General features: G+C 71.7%; 9 protein-coding genes and 1 pseudogene. 4 read left to right on the top strand and 6 right to left on the bottom strand.

What is annotated here, in order from left to right; translation table 11 throughout:
• From ACPA54_RS33280 to ACPA54_RS33270, 3 genes and pseudogenes are all read right to left on the bottom strand, one after another.
• Positions 1–372: pseudogene (locus tag ACPA54_RS33280) on the bottom strand (hypothetical protein); the annotation flags it as partial.
• Positions 369–2,840, bottom strand: a complete 2,472-nt coding sequence (locus tag ACPA54_RS33275; protein ID WP_423535409.1) for a 3' terminal RNA ribose 2'-O-methyltransferase Hen1 — start codon at positions 2,838–2,840, stop codon at positions 369–371. The pseudogene ACPA54_RS33280 and the gene ACPA54_RS33275, both read right to left, overlap by 4 nt.
• 476 nt (positions 2,841–3,316) lie before the next feature.
• Positions 3,317–4,171, bottom strand: coding sequence for a hypothetical protein (locus tag ACPA54_RS33270; RefSeq protein WP_423535407.1), 855 nt, complete (start codon positions 4,169–4,171; stop codon positions 3,317–3,319).
• 285 nt (positions 4,172–4,456) lie between these two features.
• Here ACPA54_RS33270 and ACPA54_RS33265 point away from each other — a divergent pair, with 285 nt between their 5' ends.
• Positions 4,457–4,738, top strand: coding sequence for a type II toxin-antitoxin system RelE/ParE family toxin (locus ACPA54_RS33265; RefSeq protein WP_423535405.1), 282 nt, complete (start codon positions 4,457–4,459; stop codon positions 4,736–4,738).
• 183 nt (positions 4,739–4,921) lie between these two features.
• Positions 4,922–5,545: a helix-turn-helix domain-containing protein gene (locus ACPA54_RS33260; protein ID WP_423535403.1), complete on the top strand. Its 624-nt coding sequence runs from the start codon at positions 4,922–4,924 to the stop codon at positions 5,543–5,545.
• Positions 5,546–5,770: 225 nt separating this feature from the next.
• On the opposite strand, the gene ACPA54_RS33255 is transcribed toward ACPA54_RS33260, so the two are convergent.
• Positions 5,771–7,120, bottom strand: coding sequence for a class I SAM-dependent RNA methyltransferase (locus ACPA54_RS33255; RefSeq protein ID WP_423535401.1), 1,350 nt, complete (start codon positions 7,118–7,120; stop codon positions 5,771–5,773).
• Between the two features lie 85 nt (positions 7,121–7,205).
• Positions 7,206–9,284 (bottom strand): APC family permease, encoded by a 2,079-nt coding sequence (locus ACPA54_RS33250; protein ID WP_423535399.1) that lies wholly within the window; start codon positions 9,282–9,284, stop codon positions 7,206–7,208.
• A 175-nt stretch (positions 9,285–9,459) separates the two neighbouring features.
• On the opposite strand from ACPA54_RS33250, the gene ACPA54_RS33245 reads away from it, so the two are divergent.
• Positions 9,460–10,122: a potassium channel family protein gene (locus tag ACPA54_RS33245; RefSeq protein WP_345675337.1), complete on the top strand. Its 663-nt coding sequence runs from the start codon at positions 9,460–9,462 to the stop codon at positions 10,120–10,122.
• On the top strand, positions 10,122–10,781 hold the full coding sequence (locus ACPA54_RS33240; RefSeq protein ID WP_345675338.1) for a potassium channel family protein: 660 nt from the start codon (positions 10,122–10,124) through the stop codon (positions 10,779–10,781). The genes ACPA54_RS33245 and ACPA54_RS33240 overlap by 1 nt, the downstream gene beginning before the upstream one ends.
• A gap of 112 nt (positions 10,782–10,893) precedes the next feature.
• On the opposite strand, the gene ACPA54_RS33235 is transcribed toward ACPA54_RS33240, so the two are convergent.
• Positions 10,894–12,279 (bottom strand): NsdA family TPR-like regulatory protein, encoded by a 1,386-nt coding sequence (locus ACPA54_RS33235; RefSeq protein ID WP_345675339.1) that lies wholly within the window; start codon positions 12,277–12,279, stop codon positions 10,894–10,896.
• Positions 12,280–12,356 lie beyond the last annotated feature (77 nt).

The raw sequence follows: 12,356 nt of genomic DNA, 5'->3' as shown, positions 1-12,356 counted from the left end.
GTCGGGGGTGGGGTCCGGAGCGTGCTCTGCCAGGTGGTTCGGGGTGCGGTCGGGGGTGGGGTCCGGAGCGTGCTCTGCCGGGTGGTTCGGGGTGCGGTCGGGGGTGGGGTCCGGAGCGTGCTCTGCCGGGTGGTTCGGGGTGCGGTCGGGGGTGGGGTCCGGAGCGTGCTCTGCCGGGTGGTTCGGGGTGCCGTCCGAGGGGCGGTCCGAGGCACGTTCCGTCGGCTGAGCGGCGGTGCCGTTCGGCGTGTGGTCGGGGGCGTCGGCAAGGGTCCGCGCCGGAGCATGGTCCGGAGTCGGGTTCAGGCCGTGCTCCGGGGCCGGTTCCGGGGTGTGCTCGGGGGTGCCGAAGGGGGCGGCGGCGGTGGTCATGCGGTGGCTCCTTCGGCGGTGAGAGTGGCGCCGGTCGGGTGGTGGTCGGTGGTCGTGGAGGTGGATTGCCGGTCGGTCGTTGCGGTCGTGGTACCGGCTTGTCGGCCGGTAGCCGTGGGGGTTCCGCCTTGCCGATGCTCGTCCGGTCGGCCGGGCTCGGCCGCGTACGGGTCGACGGCCGCGGCAGTCGACGGTTCGTGTTCGGTGGCCGCGGCACCCGTTTCCGGGACACCGTCCGTCTGGGTGAAGACGGCCATCTGCGTGGGCGAACCCAGCTCGGGGTCGGCATCGCCGACACCCGAGAACACCACGTCGTAGCCGTAGCGCTCGCCGACCGCGGCGGCCCACGCCCGGAACCGGGCGCGGTCCCACTCGAACCGGTGGTCGCTGTGCCGCATCGCGCCTGGCGGCAGCCCGTGGCCTCCCTCTTCCTCCGGGGCGTAGCGGACGTTGTACTCGACATTCGGCGTGGTCACCACGACGGCCCCCGGACGGGCGTCCCCGAAGACCACGAACTCAAGTGCGGGCAAACGGGGTCCGTCCACGTGCTCGATGACCTCGGACAGCACCGCGGCATCGAACCCGGCCAGGCGTGCGTCGGTGTACGTCAACGCGCCCTGCATCAGCCGAACCCGCGCGCGCTGCCGCTCCCCCATCCGCTCCAGACGCAGCTTCCGCGCGGCGATCTGCAAAGCCCGCGCCGACACGTCGACGCCGACCACCTCGGTGAACCGCCGCTCCTTGAGCAGCTCACCCACCAACTTCCCGTCCCCGCACCCGAGGTCGAGCACCCGCGCGGCCCCCACGCCCCGCAGCGCACCGAGGATCGCGTCCCGCCGGTGCGTGGCGAGGGTGACGGGTTTCGCGGGGGTGTCGACGACGGCTTCGGCAGGGGACGTGGAGAGTTCGGTGGTCGAGAAGACCGCAGAGACCGCGGTCACGACGGCGTCGACAGCCGGAGCGCCGGCATCACCGACAACCGCCGGGGAGTGGGCGACGGCCGCGACCGACCCACCCGCGGTGGCATCGACCTCGGCGTGAGCCTGGGCCTCAGCCGCGGCGTGAGCCCGGGCTTGGACCCCGGCGTGAGCCTGGGCCTGCGCCCCGGCTTGAGCCCGGACCCCGGCGTGAGCCTGGGCCTCGGCGTGAGCCTGGACCCGGACCTCGCTCGGAGCCAAGCCGACCGTCTCGGCCTCGGCTTCGGCCCGGGTCGGCCGCCCCGTCCCGGCGCCATGTCGGGTGTCGGCACCGGCCCGTCCACGACCAACGCCGTCGACGACTCGCGCCGTTCCGCCGTCGGCGCTTTCCGGCGCCGACGGGTCGGCCCGGTGCGTCCGAACCCCCGCGTCGGACGCACCGGACTCCTTGTCGGCCTGCGCATCGCGCTCGGCCGAATCCCTCATCCCCACGCGCTCGGCAGTCTCGTCGGAGACCTCCCGCTCCCCCGCTTCCGCGCGCACGGCGTCAGCAGCCGCGAGCTCCGTCGAGGCCGCCCGCGCCCGTTCGCCCTTCTCGGTGGCGTGGGCAACAGACGGCGTACTCGGGCCGTCCGTCCCGGTCCGTGCCGGGGCGTCGACCGCGGTGGCGTCCGCGGTCTCCGAACCGGCATCGACCGGAGCTGCCGCGCGGTCGTCCGACAGGTCCGTGTCGTCAAGGACTGTGTCGTCAAGGACCGCGTCTTCGGGGACCGCGTCTTCGGGGACCGCGTTGTCGAAGTCCTCCGGGCGGGTGTCGTCGATCTCGGCGAGCCGCTGGAGCGCGGTGCGGGTCAGGCTGGGCCGACGGGACAGGTAACGGCGGGTGATCGTGCCGCGCTCCGGGTGGGTGGCCAGCCAGCCCTCGCCGGCGCGCAGCAGCTTCTCGACTTCCTCCGGCGTCACCCAGTAGTGCTTGGCGTCGTCGAGCACCGGCAGCAGGACGCACAGGTGCCGGAGCGCGTCGGCCACGCGGAACGTCCCGGTCAGACGCAACCGCACGTACCGCGAGTCGCCCCACTCCGGGAAGCGCTCGTCGAGCGCCACCGGTTCGGCCTCGACCGCCCACCCGAGCGGCTCGAAGAGCCCGCGCACCAGCCGCGGCCCGCCGCGCGACGGCAGCGCGGGCACCCGGACCTCCAACGGCCACAGCTCGTCCACGAGTTCGGGACGCCGGCCGCAGCGCGCCTGCATCGCCGTCCGGAAAACCGAGCCCAACGCGACGGCAAGCAGCGACGACGCGGCATACGGCCGGTCGTTCACGTACTGCGCGAGGGCGAAGTCGGGCGTGGACTTCTTCGCGCCGCGGACGAGCGCGATCGGGTCGACGTCGAGCAGCAAGGCGACTTCGCAGCGGTCCGGGCCGGCTTCCGGGTAGAAGACGTGCGCCGTGCCGTGCGCCGTGCCGAACTGCTGCGCCTTCTCCGGATGCTTGTACAGCAGAAATCCGAGGTCGGCGGCAGGCTGGCGCGTGGTGGCTATCGTCAAGAACACCCGGCCGAGTATCGCCGCACCACCTCCACCGAAACCACGGGATTTCCCCGCGTGCGAGCCCGGCGGCGGCGGTGACGTGACGCCCCGGCAGCACGGCGAGAGCGCCGATGCGAGCGCGCCCGGACCGAAATACAGAGGCACCCGGACAGAGTCTCCCCGACGTCGCCCCCACCCCAGGACGGGTCGACGCGCCTGCCACCGCGACCCCACGGCGCGGCAACCCCCACCGCCGCACGATCCCGCCGCAAAGCTGCGCAGGCCACGAGGTCGCGACCCCGCGGCGGGACTTCCCCGTGCCCGTCTTGCCGCCGCACGAACACACACTCCCCGCAGCACCATCGCCGCACGACGACTCCGCGCGCACCGCGACAGCACCACCCGATCGTTCCCGCACTCCTCCCGTCACCGGCAGGGCACGTTGGTCCTGCGGACCCGACCCGCGACCCTCACCTCGGAGACCACGCAACCCCCGCACCTCAGCAAGCATGGCGCGCCATCCGCTCCGCCCCGCCGACGTCCAACCGCCGAGCAACGGCCATACGCGCAGACCGACTTGGCCGACGGACACCGTCATCGGCAGCCCCCGCCGTGGACTCCCCCGCCCGCACGGCACCGCGCTCGATCGGAATCACCTCCGCCAGCTCCGCGCGCAGCCGATGCGGGTCTCTGCGGTGGCCGGCGCCGGCGGCGGAGGCCGGGCCGTCCGGTTCCGGGTCGCCCGGGCCCGGGTCGCAGTGCCGGCAGGCGGCGTACGGCGGAACCTCCGCGGCGAGCAACAGCCACGGGTCGACGGGCGAGTTCGGGAACCAGGTATGGGCTTCCTGGACCGCACGGAGGCGAACCAGTGCGTGGAAGGTGTGCTCCCAGGCCGTCCGGGCCTGGGCGCAGGCTTCCGCGTCGAGGCGAACGCCGTCCGGCGCCGCGGTGCCGTCGTACGGTGCGCCGCCGCGGGCGACCGACCGCAACAGCCGTGCGGTGCGGCCGAGAACGCGCGTGATGCTCCCGACCGGGTAGAGCACGTCGTCCAGCGGATCACGCCAAGTCGCCGACCGGCGCAGGGTCAACGGCGTGATCCCGTCGACGAGCCTTGCAGCGATGCGCAGTTCGTCGGCGGCCCGGCACAGGCACCCCGCGTGCCCGCGGTCCGCGCGCCAGGACTCGACGGCCCGCAACGCGAACCGCAGCGAACGCCCGGCGGCCACAAGGCCTTCGGCGGTGGTGGCCGCCACCGCGACCGCGTCGTCGACATCGGCCGCCCGAGCGACGGCGAGCGTGGTGGAAACTCCGGCAACTGCGGCCGGAGCGGCAGGAATGGTAGGCGTGGAGAACATCGCCGACTCCCTCGTGAACGTCGCCCCGCCCCCGTGACGTGGCGACGGACCAACAGTGGCCGAGAACGACCGCTCCCCACGAACCGCAAACCCCCCGAACCCCCGAATTCTGTGGATAACCCCCCAGATTCACCTCCCCGAGTGACGAGCCCGGCCCTCATCCACAGCCATACAGGGGACGCCGTTGACAGACCAGCCGCACGCGGAACGCGCATAGATCATTACGCAGAGGGGCGCGATGCGGACAATTTTGTCCGCTAGCATCGATGGGTTTTCTCCATCGAAATGGAGCCCGAGGTCCGCTCATGGCTACTGGGACTTCCCGTCAGGGATCTCGCGATCGTCAAACGCGTGGTCCAACGTCTGGCGAACGAGGGTGACCGCATGGGCATGCCTCGCTCGAAATCGCTCGGCCAGGGGCTCTTCGAGCTGCGCTTCGACGTCGTGAACCAGGCGATACGCATCACGTACTGGATCCGCACCGACGCGACCGCGGTGCTGCTGACCGTGTTCCACAAGCAGCGAATGAACGAGCGCGATCAGGTGAGCGAGCCCGGTTGGCCATGAAGACCTGTCAAGCCGAGCACGCGGACACGCTGGTCACGCTGATCTTCGCAGGCCGGCGCTCGAACGTGACGGATGATCGAGATCACCAGCGAGGTATATGCGGCACCCGGCACGGCAGGCGGGAGACTGGCACCCGGCAGACGGCGACCCCCACCAGGCACGGAGACGACGGAGGGCACGATCATGAACGCACGCGAAGCGATGCGCCGTGGAACCGGCCGGGCTCTCGCCGAAGCCGGCAACCAGGCAGCTCCCGAGTCGGCCGAGGATTTCCGTCATACCGACGCCGTGGCCTTCGAACAGGTTGAGGAGTTCGACCAGGCGAACGCGGAGGCCTCGCTGGGCGATGCCATGGCGCAGGCCGTCTACGACCGGCGCCTCGAACTCGGCTGGTCGAAAGCCGAACTCGCCAGGCGCGCCGGCATGAACGAGCGCGTCATCCGGCGCCTCGAAGACGGCGGCCGACCGGTCACGGGTCCGACGCTCATGCGCCTCGGGACGGCCCTCGGCGGCAGCTTCGCCGTCGAACTGCGCGGCTCGTCCCCGACGGTGATCTTCGAACCCGCGCAGGTGCGCAGGGCAGCTGCCGAAGCCCTTCGCATCGCCGCCGCCGCGCTGCTGAACGCCGGTTTCCCTCCCGAGCAGACGCGCATACTGCTCCGCCTGTCGAAGTCCGAATTCCCGCACGTCGACTCCGCGGAAGCGACCACGGCCCATCGGGTCAATGCCGACGAACCGCGCCCCCACCACCGCCACACGGCCACCCCGCAAGGCCGCACCATCCACACCATCGGCGCCGACACCTGACGGCTCGCATCCAGCGACGAAGGGCACGCAGCTCACCGGGCGCCGTCGACCAAGCCGAGGGCGGGTTCGTCGGCACAGACCGCATCGACGAGCCGCAGCAGCTTCGCCACCGCGGACCGCGTCGAACACGCCTCCACCGGTCGCCGCAGCAAGCAACGCCGACGGTCGACCAGCCGACCAGCCGCCGCTACCCGTTCTTCTTCCCCCGCAGCCGACCAGCCGCCGCTACTTCTTCTTCTTCGCCCGAGGTGCCGGCTCCAGGATCGCCACGCACTCCACGTGGTGGGTGTTCGGGAACAGGTCGAATGCCCGGACGCTCTTCGTGCGGAAGCCCAGCTCGGCGAAGTACTTCAGGTCGCGGGCCAGTGCCGCCGGGTCGCAGGCCACGTAGGCGATCCGGCGCGGGGTCAGGCGGGCGATGCGCTCCGCGACCGTCTTGCCCGCGCCCGCGCGCGGCGGGTCGAGGACGACGAGGTCGGCGCGGCGGAGGAAGCCCGGGCGGGTGAGGACGCGGTCGACCTTGCCGACCTCGAAGCGGGCGCCGGGGACGTCCCGCAGGTTGTGCTTGGCGTCTTCGATGGCCTCGCGGGAGGACTCGACGCCGATGACGGTGTCGCCGTCCGCGAGCCGGTCGGCGATGGCGCCGGCGAACAGGCCGACGCCGCAGTACAGGTCGAGTGCGAGGTCGCCCGGCTTCGGTTCGAGGCCGTCGAGGACGGCGGCCACCAGGGTGTCCGCGGCCGCCGGGTGGACCTGCCAGAAGCCCGCGCCGGAAACCCGCCACGTGCGTCCGGCGGCGACCTCGCGGACCGCCGCGCGGCCGTGCACGCGCTTGGTGCGGCCGCGGTCGTCGGCGCGGAACACCGAGACGGGGCGCTCCAGTTCGACGATGGGCAGGCGGCCGTCGGTGGCCGCCGGGGTGACCACGACGGCGCGGTCCAGGGAGCCGGTCGCGGCGACCGCCTCGACGGTGGCGACGCCCGTCCAGTCGCGGGATTCGACGCCGAGCTCCTCGACGCCTGGTGCGGCGATCGCGCACGCGTCGACGACCTCGACGTCGTGCGAGCGGTGCTTGCGCAGGCCCGCGGCACCGGTGGCCGGGTCGACGGCGAACTGCACGCGGGTGCGCCAGCCCAGGCCCTCGGGCAGGCCGGGCGGCCCGGCGACGGCTTCGACGGCCACGTCGAGGTCGAGTCCGGCGAGGCGGCGCAGTTGCTCGGCGACGACCGCGGCCTTGAGGCGGCGCTGCGCGGCGGGGGCCGCGTGCTGCCAGTCGCAGCCGCCGCAGCGGCCGGGGCCGGCGAACGGGCACGGCGGGGTCACCCGGTCCTCGGACGCGTCGAGCACCTCGACGACGTCGGCGCGCAGGAACCGCGAGGTCGCGGTGCCGTCGGTGACCTCGACGACGGCGCGTTCGCCCGGCAACCCGTGCCGGACGAACAGCACGCGGCCTTCATGCCGTGCGACGCAGTGCCCGCCGTGCGCGACGGGACCGATCTCCACCTCGTACCGGGTGCCGGCCAGGGACTCGGGCGCGTCTTCGGCGGCGGGACGGGCGGTACGGGGCGTAGGCACGGGACTCCTCGCAAGAACGGGCTGGGGGGCCGCCCGCGGAATCATCCCGCGGCGCGACCCCCCAGCCTACGGCCTCGGCCGGCCCTCACCGTCCCGTCGTGCCTCCGCCGCCGCCCGCGGAGCCTCCGGTGCGTCCGCCGGCTTCCCGGCGCGCGCGGTCCTCGGCCTTCTGCTTCGCCGACGGCTCGCCGCGCCGCACCGCACCCGGGGCGTTGTAGCCGCCCACGTCCTTGACCCGGTCCGACGACACGAGCTGCCACGGCACCGACGCGACCACGACACCGGTCGTGAACAGCAGGCGCCCCTTGAGCCGCAGCGCGCTCTGGTTGTGGAGGATGTGCTCCCACCAGTGCCCCACCACGTACTCGGGGATGTAGACGGTGACCACGTCGCGCGGCGACGACCGGCGCACGTTCTTCACGTACTCCACGATCGGCCGGGTGATCTCGCGGTAGGGCGAGTCGAGCACCTTCAGCGGCACCTCGATCCCCCGCTCGTCCCACTCCTCGCGCAGCGCCTCGGTCTCCTCCGGGTCCACCGAGACGGTGACCGCCTCGAGCACCGAAGGCCGCGCCGCCCGCGCGTAGGACAAGGCCCGCAGCGTCGGCTTGTGCAGCTTGGACACTAGGACGATGCCGTGGACGCGCGACGGCAGCTTCATGTCCTCGTCGAGGTCGGCGACGAGTTCTTCCGACACCCGGTCGTAGTGCCGCCGGATGCCCTTCATGAGCATGAACAGCGCGGCCATCGCGAGTATGGCGATCCACGCGCCCTGGGTGAACTTGGTGAGCAGGACGATGACCAGCACCGTCCCGGTCATCGCCAGGCCGATCGTGTTGATGACGCGGCTGCGGATCATGTGGCGCCGGGCCGCGGGATCGTTCTCGGTCTTCAGGTGCCGCGTCCAGTGCCGGATCATGCCCGCCTGGCTCAGCGTGAACGACACGAAGACGCCGACCACGTAGAGCTGGATCAGCTTGGTCGGCTCGGCATTGAACGCCACGATCAGCACGATCGCGAAGCCCGCCAGCATGATGATGCCGTTGCTGAACGCGAGGCGGTCGCCGCGGGTGTGGAGCTGGCGCGGCAGGTAGCGGTCCTGCGCGAGGATCGAGCCGAGCACCGGGAAGCCGTTGAAGGCGGTATTCGCGGCGAGGACCAGGATGAGGCCGGTGACGGCCAGCACCAGGTAGAAGACCGGCGACGCGAACGTGCCGCCGAAGACCGCGTCGGCGACCTGCGCCACGACCGTCTTCTGCTCGTGGCCCGGGGGCGCGCCGATCAGCTGCGTCTCCGGGTCCGCGGCGAAGTGCACCTTCGTCATCTTCGCGAGCACCAGGATGCCCATGAGCATGGTGACCGCGATCGTGCCCATGAGCAGCAGCGTCGTCGCCGCGTTCTTGCTCTTCGGCTTGCGGAACGCGGGCACGCCGTTGCTGATCGCCTCGACACCGGTCAGCGCCGCACAACCGGAGGAGAAGGTGCGCAGCAGCAGGAAAACCAGGGCGATGCCGGTGAAGGAGTCCTCGGCCTGGATCGAGTACCCGGCGCTCTCCGCCTCCATATGCGCACCCGTCGCGGCGCGGATCAGGCCGAACAGCGTCATGCCGATGATCGAGGCCATGAACAGGTACGTCGGGACGGCGAACGCCGATCCCGACTCGCGCACCCCGCGCAGGTTCATCGCCATCAGCAACAGCACAAGGCCTACGGCGTAGAGCACCTTGTGCTCGCCTATCGCCGGGATCGCCGAGGAGATGTTGGCGACGCCGGACGAGATCGAGACGGCCACGGTGAGCACGTAGTCGACCATCAGCGCGGCGCCGACCGTCAGACCGGCATTCGGCCCGAGGTTGACGGTCGCCACCTCGTAGTCGCCGCCGCCGCTGGGATAGGCGTGCACGTTCTGCCGGTATGAGGCCACCACGGTCAGCATGACCACGACGACCGCGAGACCGACCTTCCAGCTGAAGCTGTACGCCGCCATACCGGCCAGCGACAGGGTCAGCAGGATTTCGTCCGGCGCGTATGCCACCGACGACAGCGCGTCGGAGGCGAAAACGGGCAGGGCGATCCGCTTCGGCAGCAGGGTCTCGGACAGCTTGTCGCTGCGCAGGGCCCGGCCCACAAGAATACGTTTGGATAGATCGGTCAGTCTTGACACGCGGGCGATCGTACGCTGTGCGGATTCGGTACGTCGGTGCACCCGCCGTTCTGCGCCCGTGTAACGTCCACGGAACGTCTGTCACCCTGGTGGCAGAGCCTGACATCACAAAGCTCAGCAAAGCCCGACAAACGATATTCGCAAGGGCAACGCGGGACTCGCCGGAAGGACGGCCGTGCACATCGTCATCATGGGGTGCGGGCGCGTGGGCTCCACGCTCGCGCAGACCCTGGAGGAGCTGGGCCACTCGGTCGCCGTGGTGGACCGGGACGCGACGTCGTTCCGGCGCCTCGGATCGCACTTCTCCGGACGCCGCGTCACGGGCGTCGGCTTCGACCAGGACACCCTGCGCGCCGCCGGCATCGAAGAAGCGGGCGCGTTCGCCGCGGTGAGCAGCGGCGACAACTCGAACATCATCGCGGCGCGCGTGGCCCGGGAGACCTTCGGCGTGGAGAACGTCGTGGCGCGGATCTACGACCCGCGGCGCGCCGAGGTGTACCAGCGGCTCGGCATCCCGACGGTGGCCACCGTGCGGTGGACCGCCGACCAGATGCTGCGGCGGCTGCTGCCGAGCGGCGCGGAGCCGCTGTGGCGGGACCCGAGCGGCAGCGTCCAGCTCGCCGAGGTGCACGTGAACCCGCAGTGGATCGGGCACCGCATCGCCGACCTGGAAGAGGCGTCGGGCGCCCGGGTCGCCTTCCTCACCCGCCTGGGCGAGGGCACCCTGCCCGGCCCGGACACCGTGCTGCAGGAAGGGGACCTGGTGCACGTGATCATGCACCAGGCGGATGTGGCGGCCGTTGAGGCGGCCTTCGAGAAAGAGCCGGAGGACCACTGATGCGCGTCGCGATCGCCGGGGCGGGCGCGGTAGGCCGCTCCATCGCGGGGGAACTGCTGGAGAACGGCCACGAGGTCCTGCTCGTCGACAAGGCCCCGGACGCCATCAAGGTGGAGAGCGTCCCGCAGGCCGAGTGGCTGCTCGCCGACGCGTGCGAGATCACCTCGCTCGACGAGGCCGCGCTGCAGCGCTGCAACGTGGTCATCGCCGCGACCGGCGACGACAAGGTCAACCTGGTCGTCTCGCTGCTCGCCAAGACCGAGTACGGGGTGCCGCGGGTCGTCGCCCGCGTCAACAACCCGAAGAACGAGTGGCTGTTCAACGAGGCCTGGGGCGTCGACGTCGCGGTGTCGACCCCGCGCCTGATGTCCGCGCTCGTCGAGGAAGCGGTCAGCGTCGGCGACCTGGTCCGCCTGATGCGGTTCAGCCAGGGCGACGCCAACCTCGTCGAGCTGACCCTGCCGTCCGACACCACGCTGGTCGGCACCCGGGTCGGCGACGTGCACTGGCCCGAGGACACCGCGCTGGTGACGATCCTGCGCGAAGGCCGCGTGCTGGTCCCCAGCAAGGACGACTCGCTGGAAGCGGGCGACGAACTCCTGTTCGTGGCCGCCCCGCACCGCGAGGAAGAGCTGGAAGACCTGCTCTCCAGCCGCTGACGAGCCACGCGAGAAGGCAAAGCCCGAGGGGCGCGATCCGGTCACGGGTCGCGCCCCTCGGCGTGCGGCGGGCGACACGGTCACACCCGCCGCGTCCGGTCCGGGACGCCGGTCACACGGCCATCCCGACGTACATGTCCTCGGTCCGCTCGCTGAACTCGCGCACCACGCGCTCCTTCTCGTACGGCCGCAGGCTCGCCCGGAAGGTCCGCAGGAAGTCGTTGCACTGGGACGAGTTGAGCCGTGTCGCGATGTCGAGCGCCTCCGCCGCTTTGCTGCACGCCGCGTCCAGTTCGTTCTCCGCCAGGTGCGCGGCGGCCATGAAGGTGGTGTCCTGCGCGCAGCGGCGGGTGTACCCGTCCGCCCGCAGCCCTATGGCCTCGTTGGCGAACTGCTGGGTCCGCTCGGGCTGCCGCAGGTCGCGGTGGCAGTGCGCGAACTCGTGCACCAGCTCGGCCTTGTCGAAGTACTGGCACCACGCGGGGTCTTCGTCGCCGTCCGCGGCGTCCAGCGCGCGTTCGGCGGCGCGCAACGCGTCCACGCACCCGCGTTCCTCGCGCATCGCGGCATGCCCGCGGGCCTCCATGGCCAGCACGAGCGCCTGCCCGCGGTGCGTCAGCGAGCCGCGCGCGCCCTGATAGGCGGCGCGCGCCAACTGCACCGCCTCCCAGCCGTGTCCGAGATAGACGGCCTGGCAGGCCATGTTCGCCATGACGTAGGCGCCGTAGGCGCGGTCGTCGGCCGCCTGCGCGAGCCGCAGCGCCTGGATGTGGTAGCGCTGCGCGAGCGCGTGCCGCCCGGAGTCGAAGGACAACCACCCGGCCAGTTCGGTGAGTTCGGCGACGGCGCGGAACAACGACCGTCCCACGTCGTCGCCGTACGACCCGGACAGCTTGGTCCGGGCCACGCCGTGCAGATGGTTGACCACGGTGTCGCGCAAGTCGCCGCCGCCCTGGGCGCGGTCGAGCTTGCGGAACATCACCACGGTCTGGCGGATGCGTTCGACGTCGGCCGCGCGCACCCGGCCTCCGCCCGTCTCCGGCGAGGCGTGTTCCATCGCCTCGGGTTCCGCCCCGGTCGCGGTCGACCAGAACAGGGCGGGGCTGGAAAAGGCCGCGGCGCCGAAGGTCGACCCGAGCAGGAAATTGCGGCGGTTCATGTCTCTCCCCGTCAGCTCGACCACGGCGCGGCGGATGTCGGACACCGTGCGAGCGACGCTCAGACCGTCGAACGGATCCGCGGCGGGGGGCCGCCGGTCCCGCAACCCCAGGTCGCTGACCGTAAGTTCGTAACCCAATCTGCGGCCGAGCACCTCGGCGAGCAGATCGGGGATGGGCCAACGCGGTTGCGCCCCGTCGAGCCAGCGGGCCACCGAGGTGTGGGTGCACCCCAGGTGCCGGCCACGGCGCTCGGCCGCCTTGTTGACCCAACGGGCGATTTCACGCCTCGTCAGACCGGCCTCTTCGACCAGTGCGCGAAGGTCGGTGTTTCCGGCCACCGTCCCCGCCTCCTTTCACACGAGGCATAACCGGGACGCTAGTTGCCGGGATACGGCCGGTGCAGGAATGAGTCGGG

This window comes from Uniformispora flossi (assembly GCF_049534875.1).
In the GTDB taxonomy this organism is placed as follows: Bacteria; Actinomycetota; Actinomycetes; order Streptomycetales; family Streptomycetaceae; genus Yinghuangia; species Yinghuangia aomiensis.
Note: the sequence above shows the minus strand (reverse complement) of the source record. Positions and strands in the feature narration are given on the sequence as shown.

Excerpts from the sequence above, each read along its gene's own strand:
- ACPA54_RS33240 (WP_345675338.1), top strand. The coding sequence starts at position 10,122 with ATGCGCGTCGCGATCGCCGGGGCGGGCGCGGTAGGCCGCTCCATCGCG.
- ACPA54_RS33270 (WP_423535407.1), bottom strand. The coding sequence starts at position 4,171 with ATGTTCTCCACGCCTACCATTCCTGCCGCTCCGGCCGCAGTTGCCGGA.
- ACPA54_RS33265 (WP_423535405.1), top strand. The coding sequence starts at position 4,457 with ATGGAGCCCGAGGTCCGCTCATGGCTACTGGGACTTCCCGTCAGGGAT.
- ACPA54_RS33260 (WP_423535403.1), top strand. The coding sequence starts at position 4,922 with ATGAACGCACGCGAAGCGATGCGCCGTGGAACCGGCCGGGCTCTCGCC.